The 20,819-nt window shown below is 70.3% G+C and carries 18 protein-coding genes; 9 read left to right on the top strand and 9 right to left on the bottom strand.

Annotated elements, in window-relative coordinates:
* The first annotated feature begins 59 nt into the window (after positions 1 to 59).
* Both BOX37_RS25315 and BOX37_RS25310 read left to right on the top strand, forming a co-directional pair.
* Positions 60 to 854 carry an enoyl-CoA hydratase/isomerase family protein gene (locus tag BOX37_RS25315; RefSeq protein ID WP_071929811.1) on the top strand — a complete coding sequence of 265 codons (795 nt, stop codon included), beginning with the start codon at positions 60 to 62 and terminating at the stop codon, positions 852 to 854.
* 82 nt (positions 855 to 936) lie between these two features.
* Positions 937 to 2,187 carry a class I adenylate-forming enzyme family protein gene (locus BOX37_RS25310; protein WP_071931872.1) on the top strand — a complete coding sequence of 417 codons (1,251 nt, stop codon included), beginning with the start codon at positions 937 to 939 and terminating at the stop codon, positions 2,185 to 2,187.
* A 3-nt stretch (positions 2,188 to 2,190) separates the two neighbouring features.
* Here the strand turns inward: BOX37_RS25310 and BOX37_RS25305 are convergent, their stop codons facing one another.
* Positions 2,191 to 2,934 (bottom strand): tyrosine-protein phosphatase, encoded by a 744-nt coding sequence (locus BOX37_RS25305; protein WP_071929810.1) that lies wholly within the window; start codon positions 2,932 to 2,934, stop codon positions 2,191 to 2,193.
* 401 nt (positions 2,935 to 3,335) lie between these two features.
* On the opposite strand from BOX37_RS25305, the gene BOX37_RS25300 reads away from it, so the two are divergent.
* Positions 3,336 to 3,818 carry a TetR family transcriptional regulator gene (locus BOX37_RS25300; RefSeq protein ID WP_071931871.1) on the top strand — a complete coding sequence of 161 codons (483 nt, stop codon included), beginning with the start codon at positions 3,336 to 3,338 and terminating at the stop codon, positions 3,816 to 3,818.
* 50 nt (positions 3,819 to 3,868) lie between these two features.
* Positions 3,869 to 5,047: an amino acid deaminase/aldolase gene (locus BOX37_RS25295; protein WP_084760088.1), complete on the top strand. Its 1,179-nt coding sequence runs from the start codon at positions 3,869 to 3,871 to the stop codon at positions 5,045 to 5,047.
* Positions 5,048 to 5,054: 7 nt separating this feature from the next.
* On the opposite strand, the gene BOX37_RS25290 is transcribed toward BOX37_RS25295, so the two are convergent.
* Both BOX37_RS25290 and BOX37_RS25285 read right to left on the bottom strand, forming a co-directional pair.
* A complete protein-coding gene (locus BOX37_RS25290; protein ID WP_071929809.1) occupies positions 5,055 to 5,675 on the bottom strand; it encodes a phosphoribosyltransferase in 621 nt (206 codons plus the stop codon).
* Between the two features lie 55 nt (positions 5,676 to 5,730).
* Positions 5,731 to 6,576: a carbon-nitrogen hydrolase family protein gene (locus tag BOX37_RS25285; protein ID WP_071929808.1), complete on the bottom strand. Its 846-nt coding sequence runs from the start codon at positions 6,574 to 6,576 to the stop codon at positions 5,731 to 5,733.
* Positions 6,577 to 6,638: 62 nt separating this feature from the next.
* Between BOX37_RS25285 and BOX37_RS25280 the strand changes: the two genes are divergently transcribed.
* Both BOX37_RS25280 and BOX37_RS35525 read left to right on the top strand, forming a co-directional pair.
* The gene (locus tag BOX37_RS25280) at positions 6,639 to 8,441 is read left to right on the top strand and encodes a DEAD/DEAH box helicase (RefSeq protein ID WP_071929807.1); all 1,803 of its coding nucleotides are present in this window, start codon (positions 6,639 to 6,641) and stop codon (positions 8,439 to 8,441) included.
* A gap of 129 nt (positions 8,442 to 8,570) precedes the next feature.
* Positions 8,571 to 12,374 carry a bifunctional RecB family nuclease/DEAD/DEAH box helicase gene (locus BOX37_RS35525; RefSeq protein ID WP_420811564.1) on the top strand — a complete coding sequence of 1,268 codons (3,804 nt, stop codon included), beginning with the start codon at positions 8,571 to 8,573 and terminating at the stop codon, positions 12,372 to 12,374.
* A 13-nt stretch (positions 12,375 to 12,387) separates the two neighbouring features.
* Here BOX37_RS35525 and BOX37_RS25270 read toward each other — a convergent pair whose 3' ends face one another.
* The 5 genes from BOX37_RS25270 to BOX37_RS25250 form a co-directional block, all read right to left on the bottom strand.
* Entirely contained in the window at positions 12,388 to 13,044 is a 657-nt protein-coding gene (locus tag BOX37_RS25270) for a hypothetical protein (protein ID WP_084760085.1), read from the bottom strand.
* Positions 13,045 to 13,142: 98 nt separating this feature from the next.
* Positions 13,143 to 13,871 carry an ESX secretion-associated protein EspG gene (locus BOX37_RS25265; protein WP_240505046.1) on the bottom strand — a complete coding sequence of 243 codons (729 nt, stop codon included), beginning with the start codon at positions 13,869 to 13,871 and terminating at the stop codon, positions 13,143 to 13,145.
* The gene (locus BOX37_RS25260) at positions 13,853 to 15,193 is read right to left on the bottom strand and encodes a WXG100 family type VII secretion target (RefSeq protein ID WP_167659980.1); all 1,341 of its coding nucleotides are present in this window, start codon (positions 15,191 to 15,193) and stop codon (positions 13,853 to 13,855) included. The genes BOX37_RS25265 and BOX37_RS25260 overlap by 19 nt, the downstream gene beginning before the upstream one ends.
* Complete coding sequence (locus tag BOX37_RS25255) at positions 15,186 to 15,575, bottom strand: hypothetical protein (RefSeq protein ID WP_071929803.1); 390 nt, start codon at positions 15,573 to 15,575, stop codon at positions 15,186 to 15,188. Before BOX37_RS25255 ends, BOX37_RS25260 begins: the two co-directional genes overlap by 8 nt.
* Positions 15,576 to 15,599: 24 nt before the next feature.
* Positions 15,600 to 16,205: an alpha/beta hydrolase gene (locus BOX37_RS25250; protein WP_071929802.1), complete on the bottom strand. Its 606-nt coding sequence runs from the start codon at positions 16,203 to 16,205 to the stop codon at positions 15,600 to 15,602.
* A 143-nt stretch (positions 16,206 to 16,348) separates the two neighbouring features.
* On the opposite strand from BOX37_RS25250, the gene BOX37_RS25245 reads away from it, so the two are divergent.
* A complete protein-coding gene (locus tag BOX37_RS25245) occupies positions 16,349 to 17,263 on the top strand; it encodes an SMP-30/gluconolactonase/LRE family protein (RefSeq protein ID WP_071929801.1) in 915 nt (304 codons plus the stop codon).
* A gap of 177 nt (positions 17,264 to 17,440) precedes the next feature.
* Here BOX37_RS25245 and BOX37_RS25240 read toward each other — a convergent pair whose 3' ends face one another.
* Positions 17,441 to 18,283, bottom strand: a complete 843-nt coding sequence (locus BOX37_RS25240) for a hypothetical protein (protein ID WP_071929800.1) — start codon at positions 18,281 to 18,283, stop codon at positions 17,441 to 17,443.
* Between the two features lie 186 nt (positions 18,284 to 18,469).
* On the opposite strand from BOX37_RS25240, the gene BOX37_RS25235 reads away from it, so the two are divergent.
* Both BOX37_RS25235 and BOX37_RS25230 read left to right on the top strand, forming a co-directional pair.
* Entirely contained in the window at positions 18,470 to 19,642 is a 1,173-nt protein-coding gene (locus BOX37_RS25235) for an acyl-CoA dehydrogenase family protein (protein WP_071929799.1), read from the top strand.
* Positions 19,643 to 19,651: 9 nt separating this feature from the next.
* Positions 19,652 to 20,779 carry an acyl-CoA dehydrogenase family protein gene (locus BOX37_RS25230; protein WP_071929798.1) on the top strand — a complete coding sequence of 376 codons (1,128 nt, stop codon included), beginning with the start codon at positions 19,652 to 19,654 and terminating at the stop codon, positions 20,777 to 20,779.
* The last annotated feature ends 40 nt before the right edge of the window (positions 20,780 to 20,819 follow it).

The raw sequence follows: 20,819 nt of genomic DNA, 5'->3' as shown, positions 1-20,819 counted from the left end.
CGCGATCTCGCACGCTGTCACGCTGGTCTCGGCGCGGCGCCGGGTTCTACGCTGGCCGGATGAGTGCAACGCAGCCCACCCGGTTGATCCGGGACTTCACCGAAGCCGGTGCCGAGATCGCGACGATCACCCTGGCCCATCCGCCGCTGAATCTGTTCGATCGCCAGCTCATCGCCTCGCTGATCGCCGATATCGCCGCGGTGGGCAAGCAGCCGCCGCGGGCGCTGCTGATCAACGCCGAGGGCAAGGTTGTTTCCGGCGGGGTGGATGTCAACATCTTCGACGGGCGCAGTGTCGAGGAGGGCGCGCAGCTGTGGCGCGACCTGTTCGCGCAGGTCATTCACCCGGTCGAGGCTTTGCCGTGCCCGGTGGTGTTCGCCGCGCACGGACTCACCCTGACCGCCGCCTTCGAGCTCTCGCTGGCCTGCGACATCATCCTGGCCGCGCCGAAGGCGAAGTTCGGGCTGGTCGAGACCGTCGTCGGGCTGACTCCCTCGATGGGCGGCCCGCAGCGGCTGGCCGAGCGGGCCGGTTCGGGCCGGGCGCGGGAATTCGTGATGACCGGTGACCTCTACGACGCGCAGACCATGGCCGACTGGGGCGTGGTCAACGCGATCCACGACGACCTGCCCACCGCGGCCGCCCAGCTCGTCACCCGGCTGGCCGAGGGCCCGACGCGCGCGCACGCGGCCACCAAACAGATCATCGAGGCGTGGCGTTCCGGCGGTGTGGCACACGCGGATTCGGTGACCCCCGAGGTCTCGGGCGAGCTGTTCGACACCGCCGACCTGCGCGGCGCGGTAGGCAGTTTCCTCGCGGTCGGACCAGGGAAGGCGACCTATCGCGGCGAGTGAACGCGCCGAGCGCCTGACAGCACTGTGATCCACGTCATATAGTCGGTGGTGCGGTGCCGCATCGACGTACGTGGAGGTCCTGATGGCTCATATCGAGCGTGAACCGGACGCGACCATCATCGAGTTCCCCACGAACGGCGTGGCCGGGCCGCTGCGCCGCGGCGCCGACGGCGTCCTGCGCTACGGCGATCTCCATCCGGCGCTCACCGAACTGCTCGATCTGCGGGTGCACGCGTTCACGAATCGGGAGGCGGTCGTCGAGGTCGGCGGCCCGCGCCTGACCTATCGCGAACTGTGGCACAGCGCTTCCCGGATCGCCGGTGGCCTGCAGGATCGCGGCATCGGCTACGGCGACCGCGTCGCGGTGCACATGCCGACCGGGGCGCGCTGGGTGCAGGCGTTCCTCGGCGCGCTGCTCTCGGGCGCGGTGCCGGTGCTGGTGCCCGACGCGCTGCCCGGCGCCGTCGCCGACCGCGTGATCGCCGACAGCAGAGCCGATTTCGTGCTCGGCCCCGACGGTCCACTGCCCGACAGCACCGCCTACATCGATGACGGTGCGGCGCTGGCCGATCCGGCGCTGCTCTGCTACACCGGCACCGCCGTGCGCCAGCCCGTGCCCGCCGGGGTCGAGCTGACCAACGAGAACCTGCTCTCGGCAGTGTCCTCGGTGGTCGGCGCGCTGGGCCTGCCCGTCGACGGGATCCGCAATCTGGTGCTGCTGCCGCTGGCTCATGCCAGCGGGTGCGTCGACCAACTGCTGCCGACCTTCGCCGTCGGCGGCACGGTGGTGCTCGCGCCGGGCGCGCGCAGCCTCGCCGAGGTGCTGCTGGCCGAGCGCGTCGACACCGTCTCGGCGACGCCACGGATCTTCGCCGGACTGGTCCCGGAACTGCGCGCCAGTCAGGTCGGTGCCGGGGTCCGGCGGATCAGCAAGGCGTGTCATCGGTCCGAACGCGCCGCCGCCGCGGCCCCCGCCACGCTCACCGCGGCCTTGCGCGGCCTGTTTCCCGGTGCGCGGCAGTGGTCGGTCTGGGGGGCCACCGAGACCAGCGGGATCGGTTTGATGGTCGACGACACCGAACTCGCCGATGCCGAATCCACGCTGGGATTCGCGTTCGGTGGCACGGAATTGGCACTGGCCGGTCCGCAGGCCGGTGTGGGCCGCGGCGAATTGTTGTGCCGCGGCCCGAATGTGAGCCGTCGCTATTGGAACGATCCGGATGCCTCGGCGGCCCGATTCAGCGGCAGCTGGTTTCACACCGGTGATCTGGTGAGTATCGATGCCGATGGTTTGGTCCGCGCGGAACCGGGCCGTCGGGTCAGCGGTTGGTGAGGATCACAGCAGTCGGGTGCGCAGGGCCTCACGCAGATCGCCGGTGAGGCCGATCGCGGCCAGGTAGCCCTCGGCGTCGCCGTAGTGCTCGCGCACGGTGGCGTCGGCGGTGTGCAGGTATTCGGGGTGCACGCCGAGCAGGTCATCCGACAGCGCTTCGCCGCGGCCGATCTTCGGCTCGAGCAGCATGCGCAGTGGTGCGACGGCGGCATTGCTGGCCAGGAAGTCGGCGTACACGTCGTCCTCGGTGACGCCGACCGCGCGCAGCAGGGTCGCCACCGCCCAGCCGGTGCGGTCCTTGCCCGCCGCGCAATGCACCAGCACCGCGCCCTGACCACGGGCGATCGAGCCGGCCAGCCCGGTGATCGCGGTGTGCGCCTCGGGGAGCGTGGGGAACTGCCGGTAGACCTCGATCATGTGGGCGCGCGCCGAGGTGGTCTGCGCCTCGTGCGGCGGCGCCTCCTCCATCCTCGAGTCGAACGGCGTGATGTGCAGGCGCACGTCTTCGGGCAGGGTGTCATGGCCGATGTGGTCGATCTCGGTACGGCCCCGCAGATCGTGCACGTCGGTCACTCGCAGCTGACGCAGCATGTCGTGGCCCTGCGCGTCGAGGCCGCTCAACTGGGCCGAGCGCAGCAGCACTCCGGGGCGGGTCGCGGCGCCGTCGGCGCGGCGAAGGCCGCCCACATCGCGGAAATTGAAGGTGCCGCTGAGGGCGAACTGATCGGCAGGAGGCGAGAGAGTCACTTGACCAGGTTATCGGCGACCGGGCGATCGTCGCGGCCGAGTTGGCGCAACGGCCATCCATTGTGCGATGTCCGTTTCGTCGGGTGCCACTGTGCCGTCGCCCACACGCGAGGAGTGCCCCCGAAGCCGACTTGTACTATTGATCAGTACGTGCATTCCGGCAGGGGGTTGCTGGATGTATTGGAATGCGGACATATTCAGGCCGTATGGTCGGTTTTACACAAGGTCGCATTCGGATAACAAAACAATCTTTCAGTCTGAAAAGGATGGCTGAAGCAGTTCGTGAATCCAGAAAACCTTCTAAGATCGAGCTCGCTGGATAGGTTGAACCATCTATGGCCGACCGATCCGCAGGGCTCGCATCGCCGCGGGCAGCGAAATTTGTTGCCGAGGAGTTGTCGTTGAGCGTCAGTCGTGAACTTACCGAAACCTCGTTGCGACCGGCCGTGTGCCGGGCCATCGAGCAAGCCGCCGCCAACTCCGATGCCACCGGAGTGCGGGCGCTGCGGGTGCTGCTGCACGCCGGGATGAGCGCCTACTGGCCGCTGGTGAAGGCCGCGCCCGCTCGACGGGTCGACGACTACGAGTCCGCGGTGCAGACCCTGCGTCAACGATGGTCCTCGCCCTCGGGTGAGTGTGTCGGCGATCCGAACGCTGCCGCGGTGTTCCGTCAGATGGACGAGGAGGCCGTGGCCTTCCTCGAGCTGTGCGCCCGGCTGTCCGGTACCGAGTGGCTCGAGCCGCTCGACTCGATCGCCGCCTACATTGTCTCGGTGCTCTACGGCACGGTCCTGCGCTGGCTGGCCGACGGCAACGACGAGACCACCCTCGTGGTGATCGACGACCTGGTCGGCTGCCTGACCCTCAAAGCCGTCGAGGTCTGACACTCACCCAAATACTGGACGACTGACCAAATAGGTGGTTCAGTAGGGGAGTGACCCAGACGACATCGCTGCACGATCTGCACGCGGCGACCGCCGACCTCGACCCGCCGCTGGCCGCGCTCGACCTGGCCACCCTCGACGCCAATGCCGCCGACCTGACCCGGCGCGCGAACGGCGTCGCGGTGCGGGTGGCCAGCAAGTCGGTGCGCTGCCGCGCGGTGCTCGAGCGCGTCCTCGGCGCCGAACTCACCGCGGCCGGCGGATTCGCCGGGATCATGGCCTACTCGCTGCGCGAGGCCATCTGGCTGACCCGCCTCGGCGCCCGCGACGTCCTGCTCGGCTATCCCACGCTGGACCGGGCCGCCCTGGCCGAACTCGCCGCCGATCCGATCCTGCAGCGCTCGATCACCCTGATGGTCGACGACGTGGACCAACTCGAACTCACCCGCGCCGCCCTCGGCACCGATCTGGTGCGCCCCCGCGTCTGCCTCGACGTCGACGCCGCACTGCGCGTCGGCCCGGTGCATCTCGGTGCCCGCCGCTCGCCCGTGCGCAGCCCCGAGCAGGCCGCCGCGCTCGCCTCCGAGGCCGCCCGCCGCGGCTTCGACGTGGTCGGCGTGATGACCTACGAGGCCCAGATCGCCGGGCTGCCCGACAGCAACCTCGCGGTGCGCGTGGTGAAGCGGCTCTCGGCCATCGAGATCGGACGCAGGCGCACGCGGGTGCTCGACGCGGTGCGCGCGGTGACCGGTCCGCTCGAGATCGTCAACAGCGGCGGCACCGGCTCGATCGAGGTCTCGATCACCGATCCCGATGTCACCGAGGTCACCGCCGGGTCGGGCCTGTACGTGCCGACGCTGTTCGACCACTACCGCTCGTTCACCCCGCGTCCCGCGCTGTTCTTCGCCACCCCGGTCCTGCGCAAGCCGACGCCGAGCATCGCCACCGTGTTCGCGGGCGGCTACATCGCCTCCGGTCCCACCGGCCCGAGTCGTGTCCCGATCCCGGTCTGGCCGGCCGGTCTGAAACTGCTCGGCTCCGAGGGCGCGGGCGAGGTCCAGACCCCGCTGAGCGGCGGCACCGAACTCGAGATCGGTGACCGCGTCTGGTTCCGCCACGCCAAGGCGGGCGAGCTGTGTGAACGCTTCACCGAGATCCACCTGGTCGACGAATCCGGCACGCGCACCACGGTGCCCACCTACCGCGGCGAAGGACAGTGCTTCGGCTGAGTCCCGCTCAGCGCAACAGCGAGACCACCTCGTCGTCGGCCAACTGGTGGAAGTCGTTGTAGGCCATGCCGACTCCACCGAGGTCCTCGGGCGCCCACGCACACACGAGTTCGTCGCATTCGGGGTCGACCCGGCGTACCGCCTCCGGCGAGGACACCGGCATCGCGACCACGAGGCGGTCCGGATCCTGGGCGCGCGCCACCCGGCAGGCCGCCACCACGGTCGCGCCGGTCGCCATGCCGTCGTCGACGATCACCACGGTGCGCCGCGCCATCGGTACCGGGTCGCCGTCGCGCAGGACCGCTTGTCGCCGAGCCAGTTCGGCGCGCTCGGCCCGTTCGACCTCGGCGAAGGCCGCCTGGCTCACCCCGGCCCGCTCGATGACCTCCCGATTGAGCACCAGCACCCCGCCCTCGCCGAGCGCACCCATCGCCAGCTCCGGCTGCCAGGGCAGGCCCAACTTGCGCACCAGCAGCACATCGAGTTCCCCGCCGATCGCGGCGCTCACCGCCGCCGCCACCGGCACGCCGCCGCGCGGTAGCCCGAGCACCAGCGGACGGCTCGCCCGCAGATGCCCGAGAGCCGCGCCGAGGACGCGGCCCGCCGCTGCGCGATCGGGATAGACCATTGCCTCGAACGCTACTCCGCCGACCGCCGTCGGCGATACGACCGCACCTCGACGTTCAGCGTTCCGTGATCGCGAAGCGGCGCAGCGAGAGGCTGGGATTGGCGGTGCGCACCCGAGCCAGGTGCGCCGGGTCGATCGCGGCGGTGAGCACACCCGGCTCGTCACCGAGCTGGGCCAGCACGGCGCCCGCCGGGTCGACGATCATCGAGGCGCCCGCCCCGCGCGGCGCGCACTGATCGGCCGCCGCCACGTAGACGGTGTTCTCGATGGCGCGGGCCCGCAACAGGGTGGTCCACTGGTCGACCTTGGCCGGGCCGGGAATCCACTGCGCGGGCAGCAGCAGCACGTGCGCGCCGGCCGCCGCAACACGCCGACAACCCTCCGGGAATCGCAGATCGAAGCAGGTCTGCATGCCGAACATCACACCGTCGACGGCGAACGTCGCAGGCTCGACCAGCGGACCGGCCTGCACCACCTCCGACTCCACATGGCCGAATGCGTCGTAGAGGTGCACCTTCCGATATACCGCGACCAGGGTGCCGTCGGGCCCGTGCGCGACGAGGGTGTTGCTGATCCGGGCGGTGTCTTGCTCCGGTCGTTCGACCACACCGGCCACCAGGAACACCCCGAATTCGGCCGCCAGCGCGCCGAGTCCGGTGGTGAACGGGCCGTCGAGCGGTTCGGCGATCGCGACCACACGCTCATCGAGCCGGGTCACCGCAAACATCGAGTATTCGGGGGCGAGGACCAGTCGCGCACCGGCCTCGGCGGCCGTGCGCACGTGCTCGCGCAGGGTGTCCAGATTCGCAAGGGGGTCGGTCTCCGGGGCGAATTGGATGACGGCGATGGGCACCACCGTCGCTGCCTGTTCCTGATGCGCTGACCCGTTCTGCAGTTGCATAGGTCTCACCGTATTCACCCGGTGGCAAGGACAGCTACCGTGAGGCAGTAAACTGCTGGTCAATGAGTACCAATGAGGTCGACAGCGTTCCTGCCGACGACGACAGGCACGACGACGGCCCGACCTTCGCCGATCTCGGGATCGATGACCGCGTACTGGCGGCCATCGCCGACGTGGGCTACGAGTCGCCGTCCCCGATTCAGGCGGCGACGATTCCCCCGCTGCTGTCCGGCGCCGATGTGGTCGGCCTCGCCCAGACCGGCACCGGCAAAACCGCGGCATTCGCGATCCCGATCCTGATGAATCTGGACACCGCGCAGAAGAAGCCGAGCGCGCTGGTGCTCGCGCCGACTCGTGAACTCGCGATCCAGGTGGCCGAGGCGTTCGGCAAGTACTCCTCGCACATCCCCGGTCTGCACGTGCTGCCCATCTACGGCGGGCAGAGCTACGGCGTGCAGCTGTCCGGCCTGCGCCGCGGCGCGCACGTGGTCGTCGGCACGCCCGGTCGCGTGATCGATCACCTGGAGAAGGGCACGCTCGATCTGACCGAGCTGCGCTACCTGGTGCTCGACGAGGCCGACGAGATGCTCAAGATGGGCTTCCAGGAAGACGTCGAACGCATCCTGCGCGATACGCCCAAGGACAAACAGGTCGCGCTGTTCTCGGCGACCATGCCGGGTGCGATCCGCAAGATCTCCAAGCAGTACCTCAACGAGCCGGTCGAGATCACGGTCAAGTCCAAGACCACGACCAACACCAACATCACCCAGCGCTACGTGCAGGTGTCGCATCAGCGCAAGCTCGATGCCCTCACGCGCGTCCTCGAGGTCGAGGACTTCGAGGCGATGATCATCTTCGTGCGCACCAAGCAGGCCACCGAGGAACTGGCCGAGAAATTACGCTCGCGTGGTTTCTCGGCGGCCGCGATCAACGGTGACATCGCGCAGAACCAGCGTGAGCGCACCATCGGTCAGCTCAAGTCGGGCGCACTCGACATCCTGGTCGCCACCGATGTCGCCGCTCGTGGCCTGGACGTGGACCGCATTTCCCATGTCGTGAACTACGACATCCCGCACGACACCGAGTCCTACGTGCACCGCATCGGCCGCACCGGTCGCGCGGGCCGTTCGGGTCAGGCGCTGCTGTTCGTCGCCCCGCGCGAGCGCCACCTGCTCAAGGCGATCGAGCGCGCCACCCGGCATCCGCTCACCGAGATGCAGCTGCCCAGCGTGGACGATGTGAACGCCACGCGCGCGGCCAAGTTCGGCGACTCGATCACCGAGAACCTGGCCTCGGACAACATCGCGCTGTTCCGCAAGCTGATCGAGGACTACGAGGCCGAGCACAACACCCCGCTGGTCGACATCGCCGCGGCCCTGGCCGTCGGTGGGTTCGATGGGGACAACTTCTTCATGGCGCCCGAGCCGGAGCCCGCGCCCCGTCGCGAGCGCGACCGGGATCGTGATCGCGAGCGGGCACCGCGTCGCTTCGACGACGAGGAGCGCGGTCCGCGTCCGCCGTCGTTCTCCCGCGAGAACGGCGAGGAGCTGGCCACCTACCGGATCAGCGTCGGCAAGCGCCACCGTGTGGTGCCCGGTGCGATCGTCGGCGCCATCGCCAACGAGGGCGGCCTGCGCCGCAGCGACTTCGGGCACATCAGCATCCGTCCCGACTACAGCCTCGTCGAGCTGCCCGCCAACCTGCCGAACGAGACGCTGGAAGCGTTGCGGCGCACCAGGATCAGCGGTGTGCTGATCCAGCTGCAGCTCGATCAGGGTCCGCCCGCGCAGCGGCTGAACTCGCGTGGCCCGCGTCGCGATCGCGAGGCGCGTCCGCGGACGGAGCGGCGCAAGCCGCGTTCCTAGCGGGTCGCGTTCGCCGGGCGGGGAAGTCTGCCCGGCGCGAATGTGCCTGGGTAGCGCGCTGGGCGCTCGCGGCGCTGGCTAAGGTGTTGCCGTCGGGTGTGCGTGAACACAGGAGGACCGCGTTTGTTCGTGTCCGGTGATCGGGTGGTCGGTGCCGTCGGCGATCTCGCGCGCGCGGCGGACTGTGAGTTCGCGCTGCTGCGGGCGATCGACGCCGCCCTCGGCAATCTCCCCGGCTCCCCCGACACCACGCCCCTGCTCCACACGCCCGAGCCGACGGCGGATCTGCTGCGCCAGCTCGGTGAGTCCCTGACCCGTATCCCGTCGCCCGAGGTGGTCGGCACCGATCCTGCCGCACGGATCGCCGCCCTCACCTCCGCCGCCGAGGCAACGACCGCTGCCCTGCGCACGGCCGCCCCCGCGATCTACGGCGCGGTCTTCTTCGATGGCCGATTCGCCTGCGGGATCGACCTCCTCCTGCGGTCCGCCGACGATACGCGCTACACCGTGCACACCGGAGTCGCTGCGACACCGGTCCGGCCCCCTGCCGCTGGAGTAGCGGTCTGCACTGGGCTGCCCGGGCCGTCGGGATGGCTCGTCGAGCCGGTGCGTACTGCCTCGACGGGCGAGACGGTCGTCGCGTCTCGTCGCGGCGACATCGAGGATGCTTCGGCCTTGCCAGACGACATTCGGGTGTTGCGGCGTGAGTTGGCCGCGGGGCGTACGCCGTTCGAGCGGGTCGCGGCGTCGGTGAACGCGGTCAAAGTCGACGCGGTGCGGGAATCGCTGTGTGCTCGGCTCGAATTCGCCGCTGCCGCGCACGCGTTGGCGGCGGTGGGCGTGGCGGTCGATCCGTCGGCGTATCTGTCGGTGATCGGCGGGGTGCGGCGGGAACCGGCCGCGGAGCTCGCGCCGCTGTACCTGGCGCGTCGGGCACGGGTGGAGCACATCATCGAGGAGAAGCTGACCGAGCTGCTGCCGGTGCAGTGGGGTGATCCGCGCTACCTGGCGTGCGGTCGCTGCCCGAGTTGTCGTGCCGCGGCGGCGAACGCACGGGACCTGCTGCTGGTGGCGGGTATTCGACCCACCCAGCGCGCTCGCCTGCGGGAATCCGGCGTCCTGACCATTGATCGGCTCGCCACCACGAGCACCCCGGTCCCCGGCCTCGCGCCGCGCACTGTCACCACCCTGCGCCGCCAGGCCCAGATCCAACTCGACCGCGAGCGCACCGGTAACCCCACCTTCGCCCTGCGCGACGCCACCGCCCTGGGCTCCCTCCCCGCCTCGACCCCCGGCGACCTCGCCCTGATCGTCGACCTCGACCACCACGCCGCGATCACCGCCGTCGAACTGTCGACCACCGACACCATCGTCTTCCGAACCGCCGGGGTCACCGTCGAACCAGCCAGCGGCCACGATGCCCGCACACCGGCAACCACTGCCATGAGCAATCGACCCGGCGGTCCGAGTTCAGCGGACAGGAACGCCGTCGTCTTCGGATCGTCCACGCTCGGCAGCGATCCGATGGACCCGGCCCACCGGCGCGGCAATGTCCCGGCCGCCCAAGAGGCGGTGCAACACCGGCCGACGGGCAACGGACACGCGGACACGACGGTCAGCCGCGATCGGTTCGCTGACGACCTCGAAGGGCCGGCGGAGACGACGTCGTTGGGTAATCGGCCGACGGACGACGCCGTGCCACACCGCTCGATGCACGACGGGGGTGTACTCGACGAACTGCTCGATATCATCGGCGAGCATCGGGCGGCGGATCCGAATGTGCGCGTGTATCACTACGGTTCGGGGGTGCGGACCGCACTGCTCGACTGGGCGGGGCGGCTCGGGACCGGGGCGGATCTGCTCGACGAGTTGCTCGCCGAGGGGGCCCTGGTCGATCTCGCGCCGGTGGTGCGTACCGCCCTGCTGATCGGCGAACAGTCCTATGACGTAGCGGGATTGGCGGCGCTCGTGCCCGGCGCGGCCGGGCGCGCGGCGACGGTGCTCGGGATTCGTGACTGGCTGCTCGATCTGGCCGTGGAGGCCGGGGTCGAGGTACCGGGCACCCGGTTCGCGGTCGCCGAATCCGAGGCACCACCGTCGCTTCGTCCCGGTTCGCTCGAGGCCGCGCTGGCCGAGTTCGCCGTCGATGCCGAGGGTGACGCCGCCTGCGCCGCCTCGCTCACGGCGGCGATCCTCGGCTACCACCGCCGGGAACGTCAGCCGCGCTGGTGGGCGCACATCGACCGCCTCGGTCATCCCGTCGGTGAATGGGCCGACGCGCCAGGGGTTCTCGTCGGCGAGTGGGGCACCGTCGACACCAAGTGGCATCGCACGCCGCAACTGCCGACGATGCGCCGCTACCTCACTCTCACCGGTCGGCTCGGCACCGGCGCCACCCTCACCCCGGGCACCCAGATGGTCACCATCTACGACGGTGCCGCCGCCGCGGGCATGACCCAGACCCTCGGTCGCCGCGCCACCGCCACCGCCACCGTGCTCGGCTGCGCCGTCGACGCGAACTTCGACGACACCGTCCGCTTGGAGGAGCTGCTCCCCGCGGGCTGCCCGCCCTACGACGACCTGCCCGCCGCCATCGCCCCCGGCCCGCCCGACGGCGAGGCCGAAATCGAGGCGGCCCTGGAATTCACCGCCCAGGACCTGCTGATGACGCTGCCCCTGGTCCCCGAGAATGCCGTCTACGACTTGCTGCTGCGCCGCGCACCCCGCCTGCGCGACGGCCGGGAACTCCCCCCGGCCCACGGCGACATCGCGACCACCCTGGCCGCCGCCGTCGGCGCCCTCGACGCCTCGTATCTGGCTGTGCACGGCCCGCCAGGCACCGGGAAGACCGGCACCACCGGGCGCGCCATCGAACGCCTGGTCACCCGACATCGGTGGCGGATCGGTGTGGTGGCGCAATCGCACGCGGTGATCGAGCGGATCTTCGACGCGGTCGTGGAGGCCGGGCTGCTGCCCGAACTCGTGGCGAAGAAGGATGTCGCCTCGGTCGGGCCGGACTGGTCGGGCATCGAGGCCTCCCGGTACCCGCGCTTCCTCGACAACGCGGTGAATGGGTGCGTGATCGGTGGTACCGCAGCCGATTTCGTCGACGGTTCCCTCATCCCACCGGGAGCGCTCGACCTGCTCGTGATCGCCGACGCGGGCGATTTCTCGCTGGCCGACACCGTCGCGGTCGCCGTCAGCGCACGCAATCTCCTGCTGATCGGTGACCCCGTCCCGGCTCGCGCGCTGGCCGCGCATCCGCAGCCGGTGCAGGTCTCGGCGCTGGAATGGCTGTGCGAGGGTGCGCCCACCCTGCCCGCCGAGCGTGGCTATTTCCTCGACACCACCTGGCGCATGCACCCCGCGCTGTGCGAGCCGGTGTCGGCGAGTTGCTACGGCGGCCGACTGCGTGCCGGGGAAACCGGTACGCGCGCAAGCGATCTCGCCGGGATCTCGCCCGGCGTGAGCACCGTGCTGGTCGAACATCGGGGCAGCGCCACCGAATCCGATGCCGAAGCGCGCGAAGTCGTTCGCCGGGTCCGTGCGCTGCTCGGCCAGACCTGGACCGCCGACGGCCGCGCCCACAAATTGCACCCGCACGACATCTTCGTCGTCGCCCCCTACGCCGCGCAGGTCGCCCGCATCCGAACCCTGTTGGCGCGCGCCAAGATCGAAGACGTCCTCGTCGGTACCCCCGATCGCTTCCGCGGCCGCGAAGCCGCCGTCGTCCTGCTGTCGATGACCACCTCGACCCCCGCCGACGCCCCCTTCGGGATGCGCCCGCTGCTCTCGCGCACCGTCATCCACGCCACGCTGTGCCGAGCCATGTGGAAGGCGATCGTGATCCGTTCACCGCTGCTCACCGAATACCTGCCGGACACACCGGAGGAACTGGCCGCACTCGTGGGCTTCCTCCGCCTCGACACCTAGCCGGTCTCGACACCTAGCCGGTGGCGGTGCGATCCGACGGGGCGCCCGCTGCGGAATTGATCACCCATGCGGTGCCTGCCGCGGCGAGCAGAACCAGGACGCCGTGCCCGATCCGTCCGGCCGGTGGCAGAAAGAACACCGGAAGGTAGAGCCATACCAGCGCCGCGAACACGGCGGGCACCCAACCCGCTCGAAGGGCCATTGCCCACAGGGTGACCGCCACGCCCAGCGCGAGCCAGCCGAGTCCGAACAACGTCAGCGCGAGGGGGTTGTCCCGGATCTGGTCGGCCAGCGCCAGACCCTCGGCCGAGTTCGCCGCCAGCGCCACCCGGCCGATCTCGTGGAGCGCGAAGCATTCGAAGCCGTAGTACAGGCTCAGCAGCGTGACGGCGACCGTCCCCGACAGTGTCGAAGCCACGCGCAATCCACCCCGCTCGGTCGGGCGCGCGGCGACATCGAACAGCATCGCCGCCGCGATCAGCAGGAAGCCGAGGATGGCCAGCAGGTGCGAGACCACCCACGCCGTCGACGCGTAGGCCTGCGCGCCGGCGAGGGTCTCCTCGTCCGAATACGGCCGCAGCAGCGGATACGCAGCCAAGGCGAAGCCCGCGATGACGAGGCAGGCCGCACGCGCCGTGCGATAGGTGTTCAGGATGCCCTGGGAGCTCATGTCCGCAAGATATACCGGCCGCCTGAACGCCGGCCATACCTTGTCGACGAGCTGGGCGAACGGCGCCTGGACAATGTGAAACACCGCGAACCGCGGGGCTAGCCGCCACTCGCGTTGCGCAGCAGCCTGCGCAACCAGTCGGTCGCGGACTGGGGGGTGGCGGGGGTGATGTCGACGTGGCGTGCCGCGTGCACCAGGTAGCGCCCGTCGTCGGTGACATCGATCCATGACAGCACCCCGGTCGGCGCCTCGTCGGCACCCGCGCCGACCAGGATCTGCCCGATGCCACAGCGCGGACGCTGCAGCAGTTTTCGGACGCGGGCGGCCTCGGAAGGTCCGGCGACCGGCGCGGTCACCAGATCGCGACTGTCCTCGCGCACCCTGGCCGCCGGCGCGGACAGCGCGGGGCCGATGCCGATCGGGTGCGCGGGCATCCGCGTGAACACCTGGGCGGCAAACCGTTTCGTGCTGCCGACCTGGACGTGGACCGGGCCGCCCCGGTCCTCGGCGGTACCGGGTGCCTGCACGGCGAGGACGGCCACGTCACCGGTGACGGCGCCGAGCATCCGGACCTGACCGCCGGCCTGTCCGCGGACCTCGACCCGGATCTCGGGTTTGGCCAGCACCCGCAGTGCCGCCGACAGATCGGCGTCGAGGGTGGTGGCACACCACGCGTCCAGCGCGGGTTGCTGGGCGGCGCGTTCGAGGGTGTCGCGTGCGGACGCACGGACGGCGAGCGGATACGGGATCCGGTCGCCGTCGGTGCGGGCCCAGGCCAGCGCGAACTGGTCCGGGCTGACGTGCCAGTTCACTCCCGTTCGGTCCATTCACCGAGCACCGGGGGACTGGTCGGCTCCAACTTGCCGATCAGCGCGTTCACCTCGTCGGCGGGCTCCAGATAGGTCGGCTCCTCGTCGAGGAATCGCAGGAACTCGTCGTCCTCGTCCTCGTCCTCGGGCTCCGGCGCGGGTTTGCGCGGACCACCCGGCTGGCGGGTCTGATCGCTCGCGGCCAGCGCCCCGCCCATGAGCCCACCCATCGCGCCGGCACCCATGCCCGCGGCGACCTCGCCACCGGCGGCACCGCGCCCGTCGGCCACCGCGTCCGTGGCACTCGCCACGGTCTCGGTGCCCGATGTGGTGTCGGTCGTGCTCGCCGCAGCGGTCGAGCCCGCGCCGGAGAGCGAACCAGCACCGGGCCCGGTGCGGTCACGGCGATTGCGTGGGTCGGTGGTCGAGGGCTTGACATGGCCGACCGGGGTTGCCGCGGCGGAGGTGCCCGCGGCGCTGGTCACCGGAGTGCCCGGCGCGGGACGGCTCGGATCTCCGGTACGGGCCGCCGCCCCGGCCGTCGGGGCTGTCGCCGTCGATGCCGTCGAAGTGGCTGTCCCCGTGGTGTTTCCACTACCTGGTTGGCCGCTGCCCGTTGTTGTCGACGCGGTGTCGGGGCCGACGGTACTGGGCACGAACCCGGCCGCGACAGTGGCGCCGGAGTCGTCCGCGGATGGCGTAGCCGACTGAATCGGACTGCCGGGTGTCGCGTCAGACGGCGTTCCACTCACCGCACCGGACACCGCCGATGCGGTGACAGTGCCTGTTGCCGTGGCGATCTCGGGAAACGATGGCACCCCCGAACCGGTCGGCAGGAACGCGCCCGCGTAGATCGACTCCATCGCCTGGACCGCGTCGAGACGGGCGTTCTCGGCCTCTCGCACGATCGTGGCATTGTCGGCGGCCTGCCCGCTGTCGAGCAGTGCGGCAACCGGATCCGGTTGGGTGCCGTCGGGTTCGGCGATCGCGGTGCGCAGCGATTCGGCGGCGTCGCCGGCCTGGCAGAGTCGAACACCCACCGCGGTGAGCACATCCGCGATCTTGCGGCCGGCCTGTTCGAAGTCGCGCACCGCGTCGGCGGCCCGCTGAGCCGCCGTACCGCGCCAGCCGTCGGCGATGGCGGCGCGGATCTCGCTGTGCGCGCTGTCCACGCTGTCGCCGAGTCCGGTGGAGGTGGTGAGGAACAGTTCGCCCGCGCTCGCCAGAGCGGCCGGATCGAGTTGGCCGACAGCCCGGTGGATCTCGGCATGCGAGAGATTGTCGAAGACCTCGACGACAGACACGTAATCGGGGTCGGTGCGGCCGGAAATGCTACGCATCGCCATCACCTGTCGCCCTGATCGCACCGGCCAGCGCCTGATCGCTGTCCTGATAGGCCGTGCCCGCCGCGCGGAACAACGCCGCGAGATCGCGCGCGGCGCTCGCGTACGCACGCAGCCGATCGAGCGCGTCACCCGTCTTGGTTTCGAATCCGGTGCGCAGGGCCGCGCCCGACGGGAGCCCGCCGAACCCGGGGAGCACCGCCGCCTGGCTCAGCACTCGCAGCTGGGCCTCGGCCTCGTCGGCCAGCCGTTCATAGCGCTGGGCGCACCGCTCGGGTGCGCCGTCGGCGACCAGCACCCCCTCGATCCACAGTCCGCCCTCCTCGACCGCCTGGTCGAGTGCCGCCGTGTTCGGCAGCCCCGTTCGATTCGGTTGCACCGTTTCCCCCTTCGTTGCTGGTGTTCATCGCATCGCGGCCAGTACCCACTGCGCGATATCGGCCGCCACCTGATGCTGCACCGGTTCGTGCAACAGGTCGTGTCCGGCGTCGGCGTACTCGCGCAAATCTACCGATCGGTGGCGCGCTGTCCATAGCCGGATCGCATCGATGGGCGCCCGCCGGTCATCGATTCCGTGCACCGCCAGGACCGAAAGATCGAGGTCTGGCGTGCTGTCGAGCGCTCGGCAGGGGGTGCCGCAGACGACGAGACCGCCTAGTTCATCGGGGTTCTCCACCGCGACAGTCAGCGCCGTCACCGCGCCGAGGGAATGACCCATCAACACCGGCGCCGCGATGGCCTCGGCCCGGACCAGCGCGAGCAGAGCCCGCGCGTCGGCAACGAGCTCGCGCACCGTCCCCGGCGCGTCGGGATCTCCTTCACTCAAGCCTTGCCCCGAGGTATCCAACGCCCACAGCTCGATCGCCGCCGACCGCAGCGCTCCCGCGAACCGGTGGTAGTGCCCACTGTGCTGCCCGGTCCCCGGCAACAACACCAACACCGCCGTCGCCCCTTCGACCACCCACCGGCGGCAGTGCAGTCGCCCACGCGGACTGTCGAAGTAAGGCACCGTCCGATTATCCCCACCCACCCGCCGAATCCGTTGGCTCCGGCAACATCGCTGTCCCACATGACAATGTGCGCATTCCGTCGTCGGGTGTCAGCCGCTAGACTTCGCGCGTCGAACTGGTCGAGCAGAGCCGAGGTTTGTGCATGTTGTCGTTCCGTCGTTGCGTCGCCCACGTCGTCGTCGGCGCGGCCGTCGCGACCACCACCTCGATCGGCGCCGCCGCCGTGGCCGGCGCCGAACCCGTGGCGGCCTGTGCGCAGGCCAGTCAGAATGTCGCGATTCGGTCGACGGTGCCGCTGCTGGACTGGTCGGAGAACTTCGGCATCGATGAGCAAGGGGACCTGTGGGTTTCGCGCGTCATGCGCGGTGAGGTGCAGCGCTATGACCGGGCAGGCCGGTTGACCGCCACCGTCGCCGTGCCCGCCCCCGGCGCGGTTCGGCTCGGACCCGACGGGCTGCTGTACGTGGTCACCGGGAACTCGCCGCTGGCTGGTTCCGGTGGCATCGTCCGCTTCGATCCGACCGAGGCCGACCCCGTTCCCGAGCCCTTCGCCACCGGCTTCCCTCAGCCCAACGGCGCCGCGTTCGATGACGAGGGCAATCTCTACGTCGCCACCGGCAACGGCCTGCACCGCCTGCACCGTGACGGCAGCGAGGACATGGACTGGTGGGCCGCAGTGAGCGTCGAGGGTCCCAATGGTGTTGTCATCGCCGGTGATTCGGTCTACGTCACCGCGAACTTCGTCGCCGACAGCGGGCCGGTCGGCCGGGTGCTGCGCCTCTCGCGCACGAATCCGGCCGTGGCGACCACGATCGCCGACCTGACCTCCTTCGGCAGCCTCCCCGACTTCGTCGACGACCTGGTCGTCCGCGACGGCGCCCTCTACGTGACCACCCTCGCGGGACACCTCGTCCGCGTCGACCCCAGCACGGGCGCCACCTGCACGATCCTGTCCACCCAACCCCTCACGGCCGTGGTCGCCGACCCCGCCGACCCCGCGGCGTTGCTCGCCGGGTCCGAGGAAGGCACCGTCCTGCGCATCCGACCGGCAGACTGACCGCGCCACGCTCGGGGGAGACCGACCGCGCCGTGCTCGCGGGACAACCGGCCCTGTCGGGCTCCCGGGTGCGCGGAGCGGCATGGCTGGACGTCCGCGGCCATCGGTGCGTCCAGGCCGCTTCGAGTACCTGGGTCGGCCTCGGTCGATCCGAAGCCGACGCCGTGAGCCGGTGGATCAGCCGCCGACGGTGACCGCGGCCGGCGGGGTCGGCGGAGCCGGGGCGGGGGCAGGCGGCGGAGTCTCGGCGGGCGCGGGCGCGGGCGCGGGGGCCGGTGCGGGCGCCGCGCTCTGGGGTGCGGGGGCCTGTGACCTCGGCGCGCCCGAGGAGGATTCGCCCGACCCCGGGCTGGTGCCCTCGGGCTCGGTCGGCGCGGCGGGTGCCTCGGGCACCGCGACCGGCAGGTCGGGAATGACGAATGTGCCCACGGTGGGCGTCATCACGCAGCGGGCGCCGGGGTAGTCGATGGTGCCCCACATCGAGGCGACCACGGTGCCCGTTCCCGTGTGCACGGTCTTCGACAGCGAGGGCATGTGGTACTCGGTCTGGTCGTCGAGCGCGATGACGCCGCTGTGCCCGGTGTTGATGTTCACCCAGGCCACGCTCAGGCCCGAGGACAGCGGCACGCCGCTGTGGCGGGGGCTGGCACTGAAACGGATGTCGCCGGGCTCGAGGCTGTTCTCGGTGCGCGGACCGGGGCCTTCGAAGGTGGCGGCGGCGATGATCGTGGTGATCGGGCCGTTGCTGCCACAGCCGAAGGTCGGCGCGGCGTAGGTGAACGGGGTGAACTCCGTGGCGATGTCGCGCAGCGTGTCGGGCCCGACGAGCGCGGTGAAGCGGTCGATCGCGCCGACACCGGCCTTGGTCGCGGCGTCGTCGCCGGCGATCTCGGTGAGGTTGGCGATGCCCTCTTCCACAGGCGTCGGCGCGGCGCCCGCGGTTGCCGCCAGGATTGCCAGTGCGCCGATGCTCGCCGCGGTGACCGTCGCCGCTTTACCTGCGATGGATCTGCCGTTCACCCGAAAACTCCTCGATGGCTCCTCGCCGGTCACCCGGCTCGCTTTTGGCAACGTACCAGGTCGTCGACCGGGTCGCCGAGCTGGCGCCGGTCCCACCCGGCCCGGCGAGTGTGATGTAGTCGACACTGCGGTTTACCGAGGGGTAGGTTGCTGACGACGGCTACTAGACATCGCTGGGAGACCCGTATGAAGTTAGCCCTGTCCCCTGAAGAGCTCTCCTTCCGCGACGAGCTCCGGCACTTCTATCGCACCGAGATCCCGGTCGAGATCCGTGACCGCGTGAAATACGGCCACGAACTGTCCCGCGACGACATCGTCACCGCGAACAAGATCCTCAACGACAACGGCCTCGCCGTGCCGAACTGGCCGCCTGCCTGGGGCGGCAAGGACTGGACGCCGATGCAGCGTCACCTCTGGCTCGACGAGATGCAGCTGGCCTCGGTCCCCGAACCGCTCACCTTCAACGCCTCCATGGTCGGCCCGGTGATCGCGCAATTCGGTTCCGAGGAACTCAAGCAGCGGTTCCTCCCGCCCACCGCCGCGCTCGACATCTGGTGGTGTCAGGGCTTTTCCGAGCCCGACGCGGGGTCGGATCTGGCCTCGCTGCGCACCACCGCCGTGCGCGACGGCGACTCCTACATCGTCAACGGCCAGAAGATCTGGACCACCCTCGGCCAGTACGCCGACTGGATCTTCTGTCTGGTGCGCACCGACCCGAACGCGCCGAAGAAGCAGGCGGGCATCTCCTTCCTGCTCTTCGACGTGAAGACCCCCGGTGTCACCATGCGCCCGATCAAGCTGATCGACGGCAGCTACGAGGTGAACGAGGTCTTCTTCGAGAACGTCCGGGTGCCCGCCGACCAGCTCGTCGGCGAGGAGAACCAGGGCTGGACCTACGCGAAGTTCCTGCTCGGCAACGAACGCACCTCCATCACCGGCATCGGCAAGACCAAGGTCAAGATCGGCCTGGCCAAGGACTACGCGCGCGGAACCAGGACCGGGCACGGCACCCTGCTCGAGGACCCGGTGTTCGCCGCGCGGGTGGCCGAACTGGAGAACGAATTGCTCGCCCTGGAGCTGACCCAGCTGCGCGTGGTCTCCAATTCCGTGGACGGCAAGCCGAATCCGGCCTCCTCGGTGCTCAAGCTGCGCGGCTCGGAGCTGCAGCAGGCGGCCACCGAACTGCTGCTCGAGATCGCGGGCCCCGACGCGCTGCCGGTCGACGCCGACGGCATCGCCTCGCCCGGCTGGGCCCAGCACACCGGCCCCGGCTACCTGAACTACCGCAAGGTGACCATCTACGGAGGCTCGAGCGAGGTCCAGCGCTCGATCATTTCCTCCACGATCCTCGGATTGTGAGGCGTTGACATGGATCTGGCACTGACCGACGAACAGACGATGCTGCGCGACACCGTGCGCGAGCTGCTGCACCGCTTCTACGACGGCGAGGCATTGGCCAAGGCGGGCGAGACCGACCCGGGCTGGAACCGCACGGTCTGGAAGCAGCTCGCCGATCTGGGCGTGCTCGGCCTGACCATTCCCGAGGACGACGGCGGCGTCGGCGCGGGCCCGGTCGAGGTGATGCTGGTCCAAGAGGAACTGGGCCGCGCCCTCGCCCCGGAACCGGTGCTCGACGCGGTGGTGATCCCGGCCGAGCTGCTGAAGCTGACCGGCAGCGCGGAGCAGAAGCAACGTCTGCTGCCCGCCCTGGCGGCGGGCACGACCCTGCTCGCCTTCGCGCACAACGAGCCGGGCCAGCGCTGGCCCTCGACCGAGCTGACCACCACGGCGACGGCCGACGGCGACGGCTACACGCTGACGGGCGTGAAGAATCCGGTGCTGCACGGCGATGTGGCCGACGAGCTGATCGTCAGCGCGGTGCTGCCCGGCGGCGGTGTGGGACTGTTGCTGGTCGATCCGGACCAGGCCGGTGTGCACCGGCGTACCTACCGCACCTTCGACGGTCGCCGGGGCGCGCAGTTCGATTTCGACGGCGCCACCGCCGCGTTGCTCGGCGACACCGTCGACGCCGCCGAGCCGATCGCGCTCGTCCAGGGGTACGCGCAGGCGGCGCTGTGCGCGGAATCGGTGGGGGCGATGGAGGTGGCGCTCACGCTGACCACGGAATACCTGAAGACCCGCAAGCAGTTCGGCGTGACGCTGTCGAAGTTCCAGACGCTGACCCAGCGCGCGGCCGACTGCTACGTCTCGCTGGAACTGGCCCGCAGCATGAGCCTGTTCGCCACCGCGGCGCTGGCCGATGGCGGCAACGATCCGGTGGTGGCCTCACGGGCGCGACTGCAGGTCGGCAAGTCGGCCGAGCACATCGGGCAGGAGGCGATCCAGATGCACGGCGGCATCGGCGTCACCGCGGAGTATCCGGTGAGCCACTACGTCGCCCGGCTGACCGCGATCGGACAGACCCTCGGCGGGGCCCTCGAGCACCGTCGGGTACTGGCCGATCGGGTGGGCGGCTACGACCTGCCGGAGCTGTAGGACGGTGTCGGCGATGGCGCGTGCCCCTCGGGGTGCGCGC

It is taken from the genome of Nocardia mangyaensis (assembly GCF_001886715.1).
GTDB lineage: Bacteria > Actinomycetota > Actinomycetes > Mycobacteriales > Mycobacteriaceae > Nocardia > Nocardia mangyaensis.
The sequence above is the reverse complement of the archived record's forward strand: the minus strand, read 5'-3'. Positions and strand labels throughout refer to the sequence as shown.

Excerpts from the sequence above, each read along its gene's own strand:
- BOX37_RS25315 (WP_071929811.1), top strand. The coding sequence starts at position 60 with ATGAGTGCAACGCAGCCCACCCGGTTGATCCGGGACTTCACCGAAGCC.
- BOX37_RS25310 (WP_071931872.1), top strand. The coding sequence starts at position 937 with ATGGCTCATATCGAGCGTGAACCGGACGCGACCATCATCGAGTTCCCC.
- BOX37_RS25290 (WP_071929809.1), bottom strand. The coding sequence starts at position 5,675 with ATGGTCTATCCCGATCGCGCAGCGGCGGGCCGCGTCCTCGGCGCGGCT.
- BOX37_RS25285 (WP_071929808.1), bottom strand. The coding sequence starts at position 6,576 with ATGCAACTGCAGAACGGGTCAGCGCATCAGGAACAGGCAGCGACGGTG.
- BOX37_RS25280 (WP_071929807.1), top strand. The coding sequence starts at position 6,639 with ATGAGTACCAATGAGGTCGACAGCGTTCCTGCCGACGACGACAGGCAC.
- BOX37_RS25270 (WP_084760085.1), bottom strand. The coding sequence starts at position 13,044 with ATGAGCTCCCAGGGCATCCTGAACACCTATCGCACGGCGCGTGCGGCC.
- BOX37_RS25265 (WP_240505046.1), bottom strand. The coding sequence starts at position 13,871 with ATGGACCGAACGGGAGTGAACTGGCACGTCAGCCCGGACCAGTTCGCG.
- BOX37_RS25260 (WP_167659980.1), bottom strand. The coding sequence starts at position 15,193 with ATGCGTAGCATTTCCGGCCGCACCGACCCCGATTACGTGTCTGTCGTC.
- BOX37_RS25245 (WP_071929801.1), top strand. The coding sequence starts at position 16,349 with ATGTTGTCGTTCCGTCGTTGCGTCGCCCACGTCGTCGTCGGCGCGGCC.
- BOX37_RS25235 (WP_071929799.1), top strand. The coding sequence starts at position 18,470 with ATGAAGTTAGCCCTGTCCCCTGAAGAGCTCTCCTTCCGCGACGAGCTC.
- BOX37_RS25230 (WP_071929798.1), top strand. The coding sequence starts at position 19,652 with ATGGATCTGGCACTGACCGACGAACAGACGATGCTGCGCGACACCGTG.